The following is a 16,690-nucleotide window of genomic DNA, read 5'->3' on the forward strand; positions in this document are numbered from 1 at the left end:
GATGCATTGGCGCCCCTCCCGGGAGCCATCGGGGCCTGATCAGCCCTTCTGTTCGAAGTGCTCTTCCAAATCTTCCCAGCTGACGTCCATTGGCCAGGCCGCCGAGATCAACGGAATGGCGACGTGACCGTAATAAAATGAAAGTTGGCCCTCGGCCTTGCTTTCGCCTTCGCCAGCGATCCGGCTCGTATAGATCGCGGAGATCAATCCGGTTCGATCGGATCCCGATTGGCAGTGAATCAGGATCGGTTTCGGCGCGGCAGCCATAATTGCCACGATCTCGTCGGCGCGTGTCGGCGCAAGTTTTTTCGAAGCCGACATTCCGAAATCGACATGTTCGACGCCGAGTTCCTGGGCTGTTTGGATTTCCGCCTGATACCAGGCCGCGTTCTGCTTCTCTCCACGCAAATTGATAATGGTCTTGATGCCGTGTTCCTTCACATAGGTATCAAGCTGCGAAGGCGTCGGCTGTGCAGAGCGGTAGAGCTGCCCCTCGATGACAGTGTGAAAGTTGCCGACGACCTGGAGGTAGACCGCGTAGCCGCCCAGAGCTCCCGCGACCGAGAAAGCCATCCCGAATGCAATGGAGAGTTTGGTCCGGTTCTTCATTTTTGCCTCGCAAATCGCTCGCTACGAGGCAGATGGAGTGATTTCCTGACGGACACCTGAATGTCGGTTTCATGACTATTTGCAGAAGAACGCAGCGCAATCAGGCTGCCCATGCCGCGGCATCAAAGCAGACGTTGACCGCCAATCCAGGTGCGTCATCTGCGAGGTCTATATGGGCAGAATGCAGATCGGCGATGGCTCTTACGAGGCTGAGACCCAGTCCGTTGCCCGGCGTGGTGCGGCTCTTGGAAGCGCTGTGCTCCGCTTCCGTTATTCGTTTCCTGAAGCGGAGCAAGCGTCGGAAGCGGGATCTACGCCAAAACCGACGAGAGAAACTCCCGCGTGCGCTCTTCGCGTGGCGTGCCGAATATCTCGTCGGGTGCGCCCTGTTCGCAGATACGTCCCTTGTCGAAGAAGCAGACGCGGTCCGAGACTTCCCGGGCGAAGCGCATCTCGTGGGTGACGAGCAGCATGGTCAGGTCATGCTCGTGCGCCAGGCCGCGGATCACCGCAAGCACTTCGCCGACCAGCTGAGGATCGAGCGCCGAGGTCGGCTCATCGAAGAGAAGCACCCGTGGGCGCATCGCCAGCGCACGGGCGATTGCCACGCGCTGCTGCTGGCCGCCGGAGAGCTGGGAGGGATAGAAATCCTTCTTGTCGGCCAGCCCCACCATATCGAGCAGCTTGAGCGCACGCGCCTCGGCCTCGGCCCGCGCGATGCCGAGTACCCGGAGGGGCGCCTCGACGACATTGCGCAGAACGGTCATGTGGGGAAACAGGTTGAAGCTCTGGAACACCATGCCGACATGGTTCCGGATCTGGCGCAGATGGCTTTCTGAGGCCTTGAATGGACCCTTGCCGTGCGGTTCGTGATAGGACAGGCCCTGTAACGTCAGCTTGCCGTCCTGAAAGGGCTCGAGTGTCATGAGGATGCGCAGCACGGTCGATTTGCCCGAACCGGATGGGCCGATCAGTGTCACCTTCTCGCCCTGCATGACGCTGAAGTTGAAGCCGTCGAGGACCGTCAGGGGACCGAAGCGCTTCGCGACATTGGAAAATTCGATGATGGGCGGATTGTTGTTTTCGGTCATCGCAAGGGGATTCCTGCTTTCGGAAGAGCTTTCTGTAATCGGTGGAGACCGGCCGAGCAGATCAGCGTCAGGAGAAGGAAGATCAGGCCGACAAGGGTCAGCGGGACGAGATATTCGAAGGTGCGCTCGCCGATCATGTTGGCGAGGCCCATCATTTCCATAACGGTGACAACAGACAGAACCGGCGTTTCCTTGATCATGGCAACGAGATAGTTGCCCATCGCAGGAACAATGCGCGGGATGGCCTGCGGGATGATGATGTCTCGATAGGCCTGCATGCGCGTCAGATTGAGCGCCGTTGCCGCTTCCCACTGGCCGCGGGGTACAGCCTCGATCCCGCCTCGATAGACCTCCGAGGTATAGGCCGCATATTGCAGACCGAGCGCCAGCGCGCCGGTGAGAAAGGCGGGTAGTACGACGCCGAAATCGGGCAGCACGTAATAGAGAAAGAACAGCTGCACGAGCAGCGGCGTGTCGCGCAGGAACTCGACGATGAAGGCCGTTGTCCAGGAGATCGCCACCACGCGGCTGCGGCGCAGCAGCGCGAAGACGAGACCAAGCACGAGCGCGATGGCAAAGCCGGCGGCCGCCGCCTTCAACGTGACCGTCAGGCCGATCAGGATGATGGGCAGGATCGAGCTCGTAAAGGTGAGCCACGTCGTCGTATCCCATTCATATCCGTACATCATGTGATCAAATCCTCACGGGCGGGGCATCGGCGGGAAGGCATGGCCGCGCCGCACGAAACGCTCGATCACGCGGATCGCCACCATCAACACCAATGACATGGCGAAGTAGCAGACCAGCGTGATCGAATAGATGCTGGCGCTATCCAGCGTGATGTTGCGGATCGATTGTGCCGCGAAGGTGAGATCGGCAATCGAGATCAGCGATACGAGCGAGGAGAGCTTCAGCGTCTCGATCGCCAGATTGCCGAAAGCCGGCATCATCTCGACGATCGCCTGCGGCAGCGAGATGCGAAACAGCGTCTGGAAACGGCTGAAATTCAGGGCGCGGGCGGCCTCCTGCTGTTGCACCGACACGGATGTCAGCGCGCCGCGGACGATCTCGGCACCGTAGCCGCCGGCATGTGCCGCCAGCACTAAAATTCCGGTGGTGATCGGATCGAAGCTCAGCCCGACAAGCGGCAATGCGTAATAGAACCAGAAAAGCTGGACGAAGAGCGAGGTGCCGCGAAAAAGCTCGGTGTAGCAGAGCGCGACGGTCCTCAGCACCGGTCCGCCCTCGACGCGCAGGATGCCGAAAACGAAGGCAAGCACCGCGCCGACGGCGATCGAGGCCAGCGTGATCGTCATCGTGATCATCGCACCGTGCCAGATCATCGGCAGGTAGGCTGTCCAGTTCATGCGGAAGTCTCCTGGTCCTTAGGAGTGGCGCCCGATCAGCGGTGATCGAGCGCCTTTTGCCGTTACTTGCCGGCGCAGAGGTCTTCGACCTTCTTGCCCGCCGCCGCAGCGATGCTCTGTTCGGATACACCGTACTTGGTCAGGATCGCCTTGTACTCATCCGTCTTGCGGAACTCGACAAGAGCGGCGTTGAAGGCATCGCGCAGTTCCTTGTCCTCGGGGCGGAAGGCAAAGCCGCCATAATTGCGGACCGGCGCCTCCTTGACGATCGGATCCTCGAACGGCGCGGCCTGCTCGACCTGTGCCTGGCCCTTTGCCAGTGCCGCGACAGTCAATTCCGTCGCTGCATAGGCGTCGGTGCGGCTTTGAACGGTCGGGATCGCGTCGGCATTGGCCGGAATGAAGACGATCTGCTCATCCTTGACGCCGACGGCGCGCAGGAAGTCGACATTGTTGGCGCCCGAAACGACGGCAACCGTCAGCGACGGGTCTTTGGCGATATCGGCATAGGTCTTCAAGCCCTTTGGATTGCCCTTCTTGACGAGCAGGCCTTCGCCATAGGAGGAGTTCGGCTCGGTGAAGGCAACCTGCTTGCAGCGTTCCGGCGAGATATTCTGCTCGGCGGCGGCAAAATCGAAGCGCTTGGCCTTGAGGCCGGGGATCAGCGTACCGAACGGCGTCACCGTCCAGTTGATCTCGGCAATCCCCATGGATTTCAGCACGGCGCTGGCGACATCCGGGCCGATACCGGCAGAGGTGCCGTCGGGCTGCATGTAGGAATAGGGCACTTCGTTGGCCGTGGCAGCGCGGATATAGCCCTGCTCCTTGACCTCTGCGAGCGTCAGGGCGCTGGCAGATGTTACGCCCAGGATCAGGGCAAGGGCGGAAAGGCCGGCGATCGTCTTGATAGGCATGCGAATTCTCCTCTGGTTATGGTTTGCGGTCCGTTTTCGGATCTCGCGTCGGTTTCTCTTGGTTATGTCTCTCCCGTGACCGTGGCGATCACGGAAAGGCAGTCGCCGGCCTTTATCAGGCCGGGTACGTGGCGAGCCGCGAGCACGCCATCCATGGCGGCGCGGTACTCGATCGGTGCGAGGCCGGTCTTGCCGGCCGGATAGACGCGGGCAATGACCTCGCCGTTTCTCACGGGATCACCGAGATCTACAGCGAAGGCGATCAGTCCCTCATCCTCGGCAAAGGTGAAGCAATCGCTCGATGGCATATCCAACCAACGAGTGGGCGTGACATTCGGTTCACCCGAAAGGATCCCGGCATGCCGCAAAAGATTGAGGCTGCCCCGGCGCGCAATCCCGATCGAGCGTGCCGTGGCCGTCCCGGCGCCGCCGAGTTCGGTGGTAACGAAGGTCTTGCCCATCTCTTCGACCGTTGTGTCGAGCATGCCGACAGCGTCGATCTCCAGCATCCTCATGGAGAAGGGGGCAGCGAAGGCGGCGACGGCATTAAAGCAGCGCGCCTCCTGATCCTTGTCCGGGAGTTCGTGCGCGGCGGTATAGGGCAGGAAGTCCAATGTCCTGCCGCCCGAGTGGAAATCGAGAACGATATCGGCGAGCGGGAGCAGATGTCGCGTGACGTAATCGGCGATCTTCTCGGTCACCGTGCCATCTGGGCGGCCTGGAAAGCTGCGGTTCAGGTTTCCCCGATCGATGGGCGACGTCCGCGTTCCGGCGCGAAAGGCTGGATAGTTGAGCGCCGGAACGATGATGATGCGACCATTCACTTCGGAAGGATCCAGGGTCTGCGCCAGTTCGAAGAGTGCCGCCGGCCCTTCATACTCGTCGCCATGGTTGGCGCCGGTCAGAAGTGCCGTCGGGCCTTTGCCATTGGCGATGACGCAGATCGGGATCATCACCGAGCCCCAGGCGCTGTCATCACGGCTATAGGGCAGGCGCAGATGTCCGTGCTGCACGCCCTTTGCGTCGAAATCGACGGAGGGCGTAATCGGCGAGGGACGGAGCGCAGCGCTGGTCGGCATCGCCTCAGCCCTTCACGAACAGTTGGCGCGGCACGTTCGACAGGCATTCCACGCCGGTCTCGGTGATCGCTATACTCTCGGTGATCTCAAGCCCCATATCTTCCAGCCAGAGGCCGGTCATGAAATGGAAGGTCATGCCGGACTTCAGCTCGGTGCGGTCGCCGGGGCGCAGGCTCATGGTGCGCTCGCCCCAATCTGGCGGGTAGGAAAGCCCGATCGGATAGCCGGTGCGGTTGTCCTTGATGATCCCGTATTTCTTCAGGACGGCGAAGAAGGCGTTGGCGATATCTTCGCAGGTGTTGCCAGGCTTGGCAGCCGCAAGACCAGCTTCCATGCCTTCCAGCGTCGCCTTCTCGGCATCGAGAAAGGCTTGCGTCGGCTTGCCGAGGAAGACAGTGCGCGACAACGGGCAGTGATAGCGCCTGTATGCGCCTGCGATTTCGAAGAAGGTGCCTTCGCCTGAGAGCATCGGCTTGTCGTCCCAGGTCAGGTGCGGCGCGGAAGCGTCGGCGCCTGATGGCAGAAGCGGCACGATTGCCGGATAGTCGCCGCCGAACTCCGGCGTTCCCCGGATGCCCGCGTCATAGATTTCGGCAACGAGATCGCATTTGCGCATGCCAGGCTCGACCACCTCGACGATGCGCTTGTGCATAAGTTCGACAATCTTGCCGGCCTTTCGCATGTAGTCGAGTTCGGTCGGGCTCTTGACGGCGCGCTGCCAGTTGACGATGCCTGCGGCATCCTTGAAGCGGGCATTCGGCAGGTTCTTCTGCAGCGAGGCGTAGGCAGCCGCAGAGAAGTAGTAGTTGTCCATTTCTACGCCGACCGTGAGGCCCGACCATTTGCGCTCGTCGATGATCTGCGAGAGCAGATCCATCGGGTGCCGTTCGGTCGACTGCACATAATGATCGGGATAGCCGACGATGTTGTGGTGATGGAGGTAAGCGGTGCGCTTGGCGCCGTTGGCGTCCTGCTTGCGGCCGTACCAGATCGGCTCGCCTGATGGCGGCACGAGAACGCATTGATGCACATAGAAGGACCAGCCGTCGTAGCCGGTGAGCCAGTGCATGTTCGACGGGTCGGTAACGACAAGCATATCGATCCCGGCCTTTTCCATCGCATTACGGGTCTTGGACAGGCGCTCGGCATATTCCGCACGCGTAAAGTTCAGCGTCACACTCACGCGGCATCTCCCATTTCTCTTTTGTTTTCGATTGTCTGGCCGCTATCTGCCGCGACGGCGCGGCTGACGGCCAGATTGGCGATCGCGGTGTCCTGCACGCCGGTCCCCGTCAGGTCGGCGAAGGTTATGCCTTCGGCACTTACGCGGCCCTTTGCCTTGCCGGCGATCACAGCTCCGAGTTCGGCGAATTGCTGTTCCGATGTGGCAAAACCGGCTTTGATGGCGTGGTGCAACTCGCCGAGAATGCATGTCTGCGACAGCCGGTCAGCAATGTAGGTGGTGCGGGCGAAGACGGCCGGATCGATCTCGTTCTTGTGTCCGGAATCCGATCCCATCGCCGTCAGATGCTGGCCGGGTTCGAGCCACTCGGCCATCAGGACGGGCTTCTCGGCGGGCGTCGTGGTGACGATGATGTCGCTGCCGCGTATGGCCTCGCGCGGATCGGCAACGGCGGCAACGTCGATCCCGTATTGCCGTGCGCAGTCTGCGGCCAGCTTCTCTGCTTTTGCGTGATCACGCGCCCAGATGCGCGCCGATCTGATGGGCCGCACCAGCATCAGCGCCGCAAGCTGCAACTGCGCCTGCATGCCGGCGCCGAAGATCGTGGCGACGGAGGCATCGTCTCGCGCCAGATGGCGGGCGGAAACGGCACCGGCCGCCGCGGTGCGCACATCGGTCAGGTAGCCATTGTCGAGAAGAAGTGCTTCCACCAAGCCCGTCTTGGCGCTGAACAGGATCATCAAGCCGTTGAGGCTGGGAAGGCCAAGCTTCGGATTGTCGAAGAAGCCGGGGCTCACCTTGATCGCGAAGCCGTCAAAGCCTGGCACATAGGCCGTCTTGACGTCCACTTCGCCGCGGAACTCGGGAATGTCGAGACGCAGAATCGGCGGCATCGCAACCGGCTGGGTCGCCAGCGCCAGAAACGCCTGCTCGACGCAGTCGACAGCGGAAAGATCGAGGCTGACGACGGCACGCAGGTCTCTTTCCGTCAGGATCCGAATACGGCTCATGCGGCGCCTCCCGCGATGATCTTCTGGTGAACCCCGGCGTCGATATTGCCGCCAGAGATGATCAGGGCCGTGGTGCCGGAGAGCGCGACCTTGCCTGCAAGGATGGCGGCGATGCCAATGGCACCGGCACCCTCGACCGTCTCGCCTTCTTCGCGCGCGGCATGGCGAATGCCCATTGCGATCTCGTCTTCGGTCAGCAGTACGACCTCGTCGAGCAGGTCGCGGCACAGCTGGAAGGTCACGCGGTTCGAGAGGCCGATACCGCCACCCAGCGAATCCGCCAGCGTCTCTTCCTCGCGCACGGCAACAGGTCTGCCGGCGGCGATCGATGCATGCATCGCCGCGCCGCGCTCCATCGAGATGCCGATGATCCGCACCCGAGGCTTCAGCGACTTGACCGCGACAGAAATGCCAGCCGCCAGCCCGCCGCCGGAAAGAGGGATGAGAATGGTCGAGAGATCCGGCAGGTCCTCGACGATCTCGAGGCCGATCGTGCCTTGGCCGGCAACGACGTCGGCATGGTCGAACGGCGGGATCGGCGTCAGTCCATGGCTTGCGATGAGCCGCTCGACCTCGTCCTGCGCATCGTCCTGCGAGACGCCGACAATGCGGATGTCCGCACCCAGCGCCTTTATGGCTTCGACCTTGTTGGCGGGCACCAGCGACGACATGCAGATCGTTGCCGGGATGCCAAGCGCGCGCGCTGCAAAGGCGACTGCCCGGCCGTGATTGCCGGTCGAGGCGGTGACGAGACCACGCTCGCGTGCGGCCAGATCGAGCGAGAGGATGGCGTTCGTCGCGCCGCGCAGCTTGAAGGCGCCGATCGGCTGGCGTGTCTCGAGCTTCAGATGAACGGGTTGCCCGGCATGCCTGGAGAGTGCAGCGGAGTGAACGAGCGGCGTGCGCGTCACGCGGTCCCGGATGCGGGCGGCAGCGCGCTCGATATCAGCCAGGCTAACCGGCAGCGTCTCGTCGTCTGTTGATCTCGGCAGTGTCTCGCTCTTCATGATTGTCATGTTGAGAGCGAAGTAAAATCATGTCAATTATTATATTGTAATGATTCAATGATTGTGCCAAGAGCCGGACGTCAGCCGATGGAACCAACGTCATAGACGGGCGGCAGCTGCTCGAAGGCCTGCCGCACGGTCGCCAGCGCCTTCCTGAGGCTCTTGTGGCTCATTCGTCCGCCAAGGCAGATGCGGATGCCGCCGCCGTGGCCGGGGCCTGCAATGAAAGGCTCCGATGGCGTGACAGCGACCTTCTGGTTGGCGAGGGAGCGCACCAGGCCGTCCTCGGTCCAATGTTCAGGCACTTTCAGCCAGGCGCAGAGTGACAGCGGGTGGCTGGATGCGAAATGGGCGCCGAGGATTTCGGCGGCGATGGTTTGGCGCGCGCGTGCTTCCTCCCGCTGTATTGTCAGCAAATGCTGCGCCGTGCCGTTCTCGACCCAGCGCGTGGCGATTTCGGCGGTCAGGTAGGTGCCGCTCCAGCTCGACACGCGCAGAATGGAGGCCGCGCGGATGGAATAGGCGGGTGGGACGACGAGATATCCGACCCTGAGGCCCGTCAGCACCGTCTTGGTGAAGCTTGTGGCGAAGAAACCGAGGTCAGGCAGCAGCTCGCTGATCGAGGGCAGGTCCTCCTCGATCATCAGCCTGTAGACCTCATCTTCGACGACGAAGACGCCGTAACGCTGGGCGATCTCCGCGATCGCGCGCCTGCGCGCCGCGCCGGCAACGTGGCTGGTCGGATTGTTAAGCGTCGGAATGAGGACCAAGGCCCGTACGCTACCCGCGGCGCAGGCGGCTTCCAGGGCATCGGGCAAAATTCCTTCAGCATCGGTGGGCAATCCCTTCAGGCTGAAGCCGAGGATATTGGACAGGCCGATGATGCCGTGATCGGTGAGATTTTCGCACAGCACGACATCGCCGGAGCGGATGATGCAGCTGAGCGCAAGGAAGATGCTATGCGCCGCTCCGTTGGTCACCAGGATGCGCTCGGCGCCGGCGCTGACGCCCATCGGCCGCAGCCAGAGCTGCGCTGTCTCGCGATGGCGGTCGAGCCCGGCGATCGGACGGCAGGGCCGCATGAAGCTGGCGATATCGCTGTCTGCGAGCTCGCGGAAGATTTCGCGGGAAGCGTCCTCATGCGCGTCTAGATAGACGGCGCGGATGATGGAAAGGTCTAGCACTTCGTTTTCGCTGTGGTCGAGCATCATCCGGCCTGCGCGGTCGGTCACGCGCGGCCTGACGAAGGTGCCACGGCCGATCTCGCCACTGAGATAGCCGAGCCTTTCTGCTTCCTTGTAGGAGAGGCTGACGGTCTGGACCGACAGCCCGATTTCGCGCGCCAGATCGCGATGTGTCGGCATCCGATCCATCGGCTTGAGAAGGCCGGAATCGATATCGGCGATGATACGCTCGGTCAGAGCCGAATGCTTCGTCTCGCCCTTTTGCTTTGCTAGGCTCGGGCGCCAATTGACCGGTTTTGTCGCGGAAATTGGTTTTGTGGCGAGCGGATTGGCTTGGCGGCGCATGAATTGTCTCGTTCTAACGGAAAGTATTTCATGACATTATGCACGTTCCGAACAAAAAGATGAAGCGCCGAGCATAGTGAGCGGCATTCCTCACGACCCTTCGTCCGGTATATTCAGGATTTCGGCGTCGTGATGTCTCCAAACCCCGCCGCCGTCACGGTCACGACGGTGAAGTAGAGCGCATCAACGAAGCCTTCGCCTCCCGCTCTTATCGAAGAACGACTGAATGACGGAGCCTGTCCTGGTAAGGGCTTCGCTATCTAACACGATGGTGCCGCTGAGCGGACCCATGCCCGGATCACCGTCGACCTGGAAGGCACGGCGCGCGCCGGCGGCGGCCTGTTCCTGTCCGCGCGCGACTTCGACCGTCTTGGCGATCTGATCCGCCGCGGCGGCGCACGCGACGGAAAACAGATCATTCCCGCGGACTGGATCCGCTACACCACGACCGGCGGCAGCCGTCATGCCTGGACAACCGGCAACTTCGCCCCCTGGCTCCCCTCCGGCTCCTACCGGAACCAATGGTACCAGACCGGCAACGCCGACGGCGCCTTCTTCGCACTCGGCATCCACGGCCAATGGCTCTTCGTCAACCCGCGCGCAGACCTCGTGATCGTCAAATTCTCGTCACAGCCGAATCCGGTGGATGATGGCCTGAAGCAGATGAATATGGCGCTATTCGATGCGATTGCGGAGATCGCTGGATAGGGCGGTGGTAACGCAGGCGGCGGAAGCTCGCCCGCCGGCGGCGTCAATTGTCCCCGGCGAATTCGACGGATGAGATTTCGACCGACCAATCCAGGTCGCCCGGCGACGGGTTGCCAGGCAGGGTTTGAAGGCCGCGATACGAATTGAGCGCCCAGCACGTGCCGTAGGTCTCATGCGGTCCGATGATCTTGTAGCTGGACAGGTAGTCCGAGTAGGTTTCGATGCTGAAACCTGGACGTTTGGCGATCAGGCGAAAACGCACCGTGTTGATCGCGCGGTCCGATCCGTTGGAAAGTTCGACGAAAACCGGCTTGTCCGCTGTCTCACAGCCGCGCGTTGAACTCTTGCCCACCACGAGCCTTGCCATGTCATCGCGACCGGACTGTTGGGAGTAAAAATATGCGGCAATGCCCCCGCCGGCGACAATGAAGACCGCAAGAGCAAATAATGCAGGCCGGGGAAACAGAAAGAAGAAAACAACAAATACAACGACGGCAACGATCAACAATATCATCTGGCGATGCCCCTTTGATGATGACCTAGTGTCATTGGCCCGGACATGCAAGGCTGGGGCCTGGGATGATCGTTTCATCCGCTAGCTATCGGCGCGTATAGGGCCATGCCATTGTGGCAGGAGAGGTTCGTCCTCGCCTTCGGATCTGCGGCTCGATGCCCTCTTGTTTTCGATTGCCAATGCCGTGACGCTGACGGTGCGCCAATCGGATCGATAACGCGGCTCTCTGGAGGGCCAGACAATGCCTGATGTTGCAGACGCCAGTTCGAAGCCCGTGCTCGTGTGGACCGGCTTTCTGGCGATGTGCATAGGCATGTTCATGGCCATCCTCGACGTTCAAGTCGTTGCGACTTCGCTGCCGACAATCCAGTCAGCGTTGGCAATCGACCCGGACCAGATGAGCTGGATACAGACCGCCTACCTGATCGCTGAAGTGGTCGCGATACCCCTGACCGGTTTTCTGACGCGCCTCCTCAGCATGCGGTGGCTGTTCGTCGCCTCCCTGAGCCTCTTTGTTGTCGCGTCGGCCGGCTGCGCCACGAGCGGCAGTTTTGACGGCCTCGTTGCCTGGCGCGTTCTTCAGGGCTTCTCCGGCGGCACATTGATCCCCTCGGTATTCTCGGCGGTCTTCATCCTTTTCCCCGCGGAGCGGCAGACAATTGCGACGACTATTGCCGGCGTCCTCGCGGTTCTCGCGCCGACGGTCGGGCCTATCGTCGGCGGCTGGCTGACAGAGACCTATTCGTGGCACTGGCTGTTTCTGGTCAACGTCATCCCTGGCATCCTCGCGGCACTGGTTGCCGCGCGATCGCTGCCGCGGGAAACCGGCGACATTTCCGAGCTCCGAAACCTTGACATATCAGCGCTTATGCTGATGGCGGCGAGCCTCGCATCACTGGAAATCGCCTTGAAGGAGGCTCCGACCAGCGGCTGGGGGTCGCTCTACGTCATCTCGCTTCTCATCTTGTCGATCGGATCGGGATTTGCCTTCGCCGCGCGGACGTTGCGCCGGTCGCGGCCGCTGGTGAACCTCAACAATTTCCGCGACCGGAACTTCCTGGCGGGATCGATCCTCAGCTTCATCCTCGGCATCGGCCTGTTCGGATCGGTCTATCTGATGCCGGTCTTTCTGGCTTTTGTCCGCGGACATAACGCCCTGGAGATCGGCATGGCCATGCTTGTCACCGGGATAACCCAGCTTGCGACGGCACCGATCGCCGTGGCGCTGGAAAAGCGCGTGGATGCCAGGCTGTTATCTGCCTTCGGCTTTGCGCTGTTTGCGGCGGGTATCGCCATGAGTGCCTTCCAGGATCCACGTTCCGATTACGATGCGATGTTCTGGCCGCAGGTTGTCCGCGGCGCCGCGATCATGTTTTGCCTTCTGCCGCCAACGCGCCTGGCGCTCGGAACGCTGCCACCAGACCGGGTCCCGGATGCGAGCGGGCTCTTCAACCTGATGCGCAACCTCGGCGGTGCCATCGGCATCGCCCTAACCGACACGATCATCTATACCCGGTCGGATCCGCTGGGGCAGGCGCTTTTGGTGCGGCTGCAGGCTGGGGATGTAAAGGCCGCGGCATTCGCCGGAATTCCAATGCAAATGATCGCCGATCAAAAAGGACCGCTGAGCGAGGAGACGATGGCGGCGATCGACCCGCTTGTGCAAACCGCGGCAACCGTTCTGGCCCTCAACGAGGCATGGATGGTCATGGCCGTTCTTACGGCGTGCGCGATGCTGTGTCTGCCCTTTGCCCGAAGAGTTGCTTCGGCCGGCTGATGCGGCAAGCTGTGATCAAGCGCGGAATACTTGTCCACCAAAACATTCCACGGTTTAAGGCCTCACTTCTCGGCTTCTTTATGAAATATATTTCATTGCGTGAATTATATTGACAGTACTCATTGCCTCAAGCTAACTGACATTACCGGCGTTCGAGGAGGAAATCCGGTTTCACTAAAAAGGCGCAAGCGCGCCATCGGCTTTTTGGGAGGGGCTTCGGCCTCGAGGAGGAACTTTGCGCAATTTTCTAGGAACGACTGCGATAGCCCTTTTGGCTGCCGCGACATTGAGCACTGCGGCATCGGCAGCGGAAACGGATAACCCGTTTCGTTGCAAGCCGGGCGAAAAATACGTCATGAACGTTATGGTTTCGGGCGTCGAATACTGGTTTCCGGTCTATGAAATGTTCAAGCAGGCAGGTCAGCAGCTTGGTTGCGAGACCGCCTATACCGGCACACCGGAATATGACGTCAACAAGCAGATCGCGACCTTCGATCAGGCTCTGGCTCAGAACCCAGCCGGAATTCTCGTTCACCCGATGAATTCCGACCCCTTCATCGAGCCGATCAACCGGGCGATCGACCAGGGCACGGCCGTTGTCACCTTCGCGGCGGATTCACCGCTTTCCAAGCGCATTTCCTTCATCACCTCGGACAACACGCGCGAAGGCACCTATGCCGCCGATGCGATTGCCGAGAAACTGGGTGGCAAGGGCGAGTATGCGGTTCTGGAAAATCCCGGGCAGGACAACCACGACAAGCGCATTGCCGCCTTCATCGCCCGCATGGATGAAAAATATCCGGACATGAAGCTCGTCGGCCGGGCTGCTTCGAACCAGGATCCGAACAAGGCCTACCAGGGCCTGATGAGCCTGGTTCAGGCACATCCGAACCTCAACGCCGTCTTCATGCCGGAAGCGAACTCTGCAATCGGTGCGGCTCAGGCCAACAAGGAAAGCGGCGGCAAGATCCTGGTGATGTGCGCCGACGTCAACGCCAATATTCTCGACATGATCAAGGCAGGCGAAGTGTTCGGTTCGATCAATCCGAACCAGGGCATGCAGGGCTACATGGGCTTCATGATGCTTTGGCTTGCCAAGCATCCCGAACTGATCGATCCGATGAACGATGCCAAGCGTTCGGGCTTCAACCCGATGAGCATTCCCTTCGTCGACAACGGCCTGTCGATCGTGACGGCTGCCAATGCCGATGATTTCTATTGGGACAAGTATCTGAAGCGCCGTGGTACCAAGGGTATCGAGGAATAAGCTTTCAGCAAGGCTGCCCGGGATGAGGAGATTCCGGGCAGCCACGCAAAGCAGGAAGGAGGGAGATTGTCATGGTTCACGCGCCGGTCTTGGAGATACGCAATGTCAGCAAACGCTTTGGCGTGATCAAGGCCCTGACAGAGGTGACGTTTTCCCTTGAAAAGGGCGAGGTTCATGCTCTCTGCGGTGAGAATGGCGCGGGAAAATCGACGTTGATGAACATCATCGCCGGCGTATTGCAGCCGAATGAGGGAGAAATCCTTGTCGATGGCGCAGCGGTCAAGATCGCTTCCCCTGCCTTTGCCCAGTCGCTGGGTATCGGCCTCGTTCACCAGGAAATCGCGCTCTGCCCGGATGCGACGGTTGCCGAGAACATGTTCATGGCGGCAACCAACCGCCGCCGCTCGCCCTTCATGAATTTCGCCAGGCTGGAGCGCGAGGCGCAGGCGGTGATGAACCGCCTTGCTCCGATCGACGTCCGCCAGAAGGTCTGCGATCTGCCGATCTCGAGCCAGCAGCTGGTCGAGATCGCCAAGGCGCTGACGCTCGACTGCCGCGTCCTGATCTTCGACGAGCCGACGGCGGCGTTGACCGAGGCTGAAGCGCAAGTATTGTTTGGCATCATCAACGATCTGAAAGCCCAGGGCATATCGATCGTCTATATCAGCCATCGCATGGCCGAGATCTTCAGTCTCTGCGACCGGGTCACCGTCTTTCGCGACGGACGTTATGTTTCGACGGAGAACGTGTCCGAAATCACGTCGGAAGACATTGTACGCCGTATGGTCGGCCGCGAAATCACGCAGCTCTATCCCGAAAAGCAGCCTGTTTCCGAGCGCGGGGGAGAGCCCATTTTGTCCATCCGCGATCTCGGCGACGGCAAGCGCTTCCATGATGTCAGCTTCGAGCTGCGGAAGGGGGAAATCCTGGGGATCGGCGGTCTGATCGGCTCCGGCCGGACGGAGATCGCGGAAGGAATCTGTGGCCTGCGCACAGTAACCGAAGGCGACGTCAAGCTGGAAGGCAAGGCATTGCGGACGGCATCCTATGCAGATGCGGTTCGGGCGGGCGTGGTCTATCTGTCGGAGGATCGCAAGGGTTCTGGCGTCTTCCTCGATCTGTCGATCGCGCAGAATATCGCCGCTCTCGATCTGAAATCGCTGACCGGGCGGTTCGGGCTCCTGAACACGAAGGCGGAGGCAGAACGGGCAACGGATCTCGCGCGCCGCCTGGGCGTCCGCATGGGTGGCATCGACATGCCGGTCTCATCGCTTTCCGGCGGCAACCAGCAGAAGGTGGCGATCGCCAAGCAGCTGGCAGTCGATCCGAAAGTTATCCTCATGGATGAGCCGACCCGCGGTATCGACGTCGGCGCCAAGTCCGAGATTCACCGGCTGCTTCGCGATCTCGCGCGGTCCGGGATCGGCATCGTCGTCATCACCTCGGAGCTGCCCGAGCTGCTCGGTCTTTGCGACCGGGCGGTCGTCATCCACGAAGGCCGGGTTGCCGGCGAACTCGAAGGCGAGGCGATGACCGAAGAGGCGATCATGCGGCTGGCCTCCGGTGTCGGCACGCGGCAACACTTCACAACAAGGGCATCAGAGCATGCCGTCTGAAGAAAAAGCAGGGGCAGGAGACCAAACAATGACAGATCACGCATTGGCGGCGGCGAAGGAGCGGCCCTCTTCCTGGAAGAGATTCGGAACGATGCGGGAGGCGGGGCTGATCGCCATCATTCTCGCACTGTGCGTACTCATGAGTTTCGCCTCTCCACACTTTCTGACGCTCGGCAATTTCAGGGCCATGCTGATGTCCTTCTCGGTGGAAGGCATCGTTGTGGTCGGCATGACCATCCTTCTGATCGTCGGCGGTATCGATCTTTCCGTCGGGTCCGTCGTCTGTTTCTCGATGGTGCTGTCGGGCTCATTGTTTCTCATGGGCCTCGATCCGTGGAGCGCGTCGCTGATCGGAATTCTCGCGAGCGCGCTGATCGGTTGCGCGATGGGTTTCTTTGTCACGATCATCGGGCTCAACCATTTCATCACATCACTCGCGGCGATGGTCATCGTGCGTGGGGTCTGCCTGATCATCACAAAGGGAACGCCGCTCTCGCTGTTCACGCTGCCACCGTCGTTCAAGGCGATCGGGCAGGGAACCTTCTACGGGGTGCCTTACGTCATCCTGATCTTCGTGGCGGTCGTTGCCATCTTCGATTTTCTGCTGCGCCGGGCGACCGCCTTCCGCAAGGTTTTCTATACCGGCAGCAATGAAAAGGCAGCGCTCTATTCCGGGATCAAGACAGACCAGGTGAAGTTCTGGGTGACGGTTCTCTGCGCCACGCTGTCAGGTGTCGCCGGCGTCATCTACATGTCGCGCTTTGGTGCGGCCACCCCGACCTTCGGCGTCGGCATGGAGCTTAACATCATCGCGGCAGCTGTTATCGGCGGTGCATCTCTCAGCGGCGGTTCCGGGACGATCCTGGGCGCTATCCTCGGCATTGCGCTTCTTTCGGTCGTCACCAGCTCGCTGATCCTGCTCGATGTCTCGGTTTACTGGCAGGACATGATCAAGGGCTGCATTCTGCTGGCGGCGGTTTCCATCGACCATTTCCTTCACAAGCGGAAGGCTATCTGAC

General features: G+C 60.9%; 17 protein-coding genes and 2 pseudogenes. 5 read left to right on the forward strand and 14 right to left on the reverse strand.

The window, feature by feature from the left end:
- Positions 1–39: 39 nt before the first annotated feature.
- The 13 genes and pseudogenes from J2X43_RS29980 to J2X43_RS30040 all read right to left on the reverse strand — a co-directional run bounded on the left by J2X43_RS29980 (position 40) and on the right by J2X43_RS30040 (position 10,254).
- Positions 40–609, reverse strand: a complete 570-nt coding sequence (locus J2X43_RS29980) for a dual specificity protein phosphatase family protein (protein WP_112390063.1) — start codon at positions 607–609, stop codon at positions 40–42.
- Between the two features lie 100 nt (positions 610–709).
- Positions 710–859 (reverse strand): annotated as a pseudogene (locus J2X43_RS29985) (two-component sensor histidine kinase); the annotation flags it as partial.
- Positions 860–920: 61 nt separating this feature from the next.
- On the reverse strand, positions 921–1,700 hold the full coding sequence (gene ehuA, locus J2X43_RS29990) for an ectoine/hydroxyectoine ABC transporter ATP-binding protein EhuA (RefSeq protein WP_310301239.1): 780 nt from the start codon (positions 1,698–1,700) through the stop codon (positions 921–923).
- Positions 1,697–2,389, reverse strand: coding sequence for an ectoine/hydroxyectoine ABC transporter permease subunit EhuD (gene ehuD / locus J2X43_RS29995; protein WP_112390061.1), 693 nt, complete (start codon positions 2,387–2,389; stop codon positions 1,697–1,699). The genes ehuA and ehuD overlap by 4 nt, the downstream gene beginning before the upstream one ends.
- 12 nt (positions 2,390–2,401) lie before the next feature.
- A complete protein-coding gene (gene ehuC, locus J2X43_RS30000; protein WP_112539097.1) occupies positions 2,402–3,067 on the reverse strand; it encodes an ectoine/hydroxyectoine ABC transporter permease subunit EhuC in 666 nt (221 codons plus the stop codon).
- Positions 3,068–3,129: 62 nt separating this feature from the next.
- Positions 3,130–3,981 (reverse strand): ectoine/hydroxyectoine ABC transporter substrate-binding protein EhuB, encoded by an 852-nt coding sequence (gene ehuB, locus J2X43_RS30005; protein WP_112390059.1) that lies wholly within the window; start codon positions 3,979–3,981, stop codon positions 3,130–3,132.
- Between the two features lie 62 nt (positions 3,982–4,043).
- A complete protein-coding gene (gene doeB, locus J2X43_RS30010) occupies positions 4,044–5,060 on the reverse strand; it encodes a N(2)-acetyl-L-2,4-diaminobutanoate deacetylase DoeB (protein WP_112390058.1) in 1,017 nt (338 codons plus the stop codon).
- 4 nt (positions 5,061–5,064) lie between these two features.
- Complete coding sequence (gene doeA / locus J2X43_RS30015) at positions 5,065–6,243, reverse strand: ectoine hydrolase DoeA (RefSeq protein WP_112390057.1); 1,179 nt, start codon at positions 6,241–6,243, stop codon at positions 5,065–5,067.
- Positions 6,240–7,253, reverse strand: coding sequence for an ectoine utilization protein EutC (gene eutC, locus J2X43_RS30020; RefSeq protein WP_112390056.1), 1,014 nt, complete (start codon positions 7,251–7,253; stop codon positions 6,240–6,242). Before eutC ends, doeA begins: the two co-directional genes overlap by 4 nt.
- On the reverse strand, positions 7,250–8,269 hold the full coding sequence (eutB, locus tag J2X43_RS30025) for a hydroxyectoine utilization dehydratase EutB (protein WP_162698764.1): 1,020 nt from the start codon (positions 8,267–8,269) through the stop codon (positions 7,250–7,252). The genes eutC and eutB overlap by 4 nt, the downstream gene beginning before the upstream one ends.
- Before the next feature lie 71 nt (positions 8,270–8,340).
- Positions 8,341–9,789, reverse strand: coding sequence for a PLP-dependent aminotransferase family protein (locus tag J2X43_RS30030; RefSeq protein WP_112390054.1), 1,449 nt, complete (start codon positions 9,787–9,789; stop codon positions 8,341–8,343).
- Positions 9,790–9,911: 122 nt separating this feature from the next.
- A pseudogene (locus tag J2X43_RS30035) lies at positions 9,912–9,998 on the reverse strand (ion channel); the annotation flags it as partial.
- Positions 9,973–10,254 (reverse strand): hypothetical protein, encoded by a 282-nt coding sequence (locus J2X43_RS30040; RefSeq protein ID WP_310301249.1) that lies wholly within the window; start codon positions 10,252–10,254, stop codon positions 9,973–9,975. The pseudogene J2X43_RS30035 and the gene J2X43_RS30040, both read right to left, overlap by 26 nt.
- Here J2X43_RS30040 and J2X43_RS31230 point away from each other — a divergent pair.
- Positions 10,135–10,497: a hypothetical protein gene (locus J2X43_RS31230; protein ID WP_405049671.1), complete on the forward strand. Its 363-nt coding sequence runs from the start codon at positions 10,135–10,137 to the stop codon at positions 10,495–10,497. The two genes, J2X43_RS30040 and J2X43_RS31230, sit on opposite strands and share 120 nt — an antisense overlap.
- A 43-nt stretch (positions 10,498–10,540) precedes the next feature.
- On the opposite strand, the gene J2X43_RS30045 is transcribed toward J2X43_RS31230, so the two are convergent.
- Positions 10,541–11,011 (reverse strand): hypothetical protein, encoded by a 471-nt coding sequence (locus J2X43_RS30045; protein ID WP_112390052.1) that lies wholly within the window; start codon positions 11,009–11,011, stop codon positions 10,541–10,543.
- Between the two features lie 241 nt (positions 11,012–11,252).
- Here J2X43_RS30045 and J2X43_RS30050 point away from each other — a divergent pair, with 241 nt between their 5' ends.
- The 4 genes from J2X43_RS30050 (at position 11,253) to J2X43_RS30065 (ending at position 16,689) form a co-directional block, all read left to right on the forward strand.
- The gene (locus J2X43_RS30050; protein ID WP_112390051.1) at positions 11,253–12,788 is read left to right on the forward strand and encodes a DHA2 family efflux MFS transporter permease subunit; all 1,536 of its coding nucleotides are present in this window, start codon (positions 11,253–11,255) and stop codon (positions 12,786–12,788) included.
- 235 nt (positions 12,789–13,023) lie between these two features.
- On the forward strand, positions 13,024–14,055 hold the full coding sequence (locus tag J2X43_RS30055) for a substrate-binding domain-containing protein (protein ID WP_112390050.1): 1,032 nt from the start codon (positions 13,024–13,026) through the stop codon (positions 14,053–14,055).
- Between the two features lie 71 nt (positions 14,056–14,126).
- On the forward strand, positions 14,127–15,671 hold the full coding sequence (locus J2X43_RS30060; RefSeq protein WP_112390049.1) for a sugar ABC transporter ATP-binding protein: 1,545 nt from the start codon (positions 14,127–14,129) through the stop codon (positions 15,669–15,671).
- A 28-nt stretch (positions 15,672–15,699) separates the two neighbouring features.
- Positions 15,700–16,689, forward strand: coding sequence for an ABC transporter permease (locus J2X43_RS30065; protein WP_112390048.1), 990 nt, complete (start codon positions 15,700–15,702; stop codon positions 16,687–16,689).
- The last annotated feature ends 1 nt before the right edge of the window (position 16,690 follow it).

Source organism: Rhizobium sp. BE258, assembly GCF_031457345.1.
Lineage (GTDB): Bacteria > Pseudomonadota > Alphaproteobacteria > Rhizobiales > Rhizobiaceae > Rhizobium.

Excerpts from the sequence above, each read along its gene's own strand:
- J2X43_RS29980 (WP_112390063.1), bottom strand. The coding sequence starts at position 609 with ATGAAGAACCGGACCAAACTCTCCATTGCATTCGGGATGGCTTTCTCG.
- ehuA (WP_310301239.1), bottom strand. The coding sequence starts at position 1,700 with ATGACCGAAAACAACAATCCGCCCATCATCGAATTTTCCAATGTCGCG.
- ehuD (WP_112390061.1), bottom strand. The coding sequence starts at position 2,389 with ATGATGTACGGATATGAATGGGATACGACGACGTGGCTCACCTTTACG.
- ehuC (WP_112539097.1), bottom strand. The coding sequence starts at position 3,067 with ATGAACTGGACAGCCTACCTGCCGATGATCTGGCACGGTGCGATGATC.
- ehuB (WP_112390059.1), bottom strand. The coding sequence starts at position 3,981 with ATGCCTATCAAGACGATCGCCGGCCTTTCCGCCCTTGCCCTGATCCTG.
- doeB (WP_112390058.1), bottom strand. The coding sequence starts at position 5,060 with ATGCCGACCAGCGCTGCGCTCCGTCCCTCGCCGATTACGCCCTCCGTC.
- eutC (WP_112390056.1), bottom strand. The coding sequence starts at position 7,253 with ATGAGCCGTATTCGGATCCTGACGGAAAGAGACCTGCGTGCCGTCGTC.
- eutB (WP_162698764.1), bottom strand. The coding sequence starts at position 8,269 with ATGACAATCATGAAGAGCGAGACACTGCCGAGATCAACAGACGACGAG.
- J2X43_RS30030 (WP_112390054.1), bottom strand. The coding sequence starts at position 9,789 with ATGCGCCGCCAAGCCAATCCGCTCGCCACAAAACCAATTTCCGCGACA.
- J2X43_RS30040 (WP_310301249.1), bottom strand. The coding sequence starts at position 10,254 with ATGACGGCTGCCGCCGGTCGTGGTGTAGCGGATCCAGTCCGCGGGAAT.
- J2X43_RS30045 (WP_112390052.1), bottom strand. The coding sequence starts at position 11,011 with ATGATATTGTTGATCGTTGCCGTCGTTGTATTTGTTGTTTTCTTCTTT.
- J2X43_RS30050 (WP_112390051.1), top strand. The coding sequence starts at position 11,253 with ATGCCTGATGTTGCAGACGCCAGTTCGAAGCCCGTGCTCGTGTGGACC.
- J2X43_RS30060 (WP_112390049.1), top strand. The coding sequence starts at position 14,127 with ATGGTTCACGCGCCGGTCTTGGAGATACGCAATGTCAGCAAACGCTTT.
- J2X43_RS30065 (WP_112390048.1), top strand. The coding sequence starts at position 15,700 with ATGACAGATCACGCATTGGCGGCGGCGAAGGAGCGGCCCTCTTCCTGG.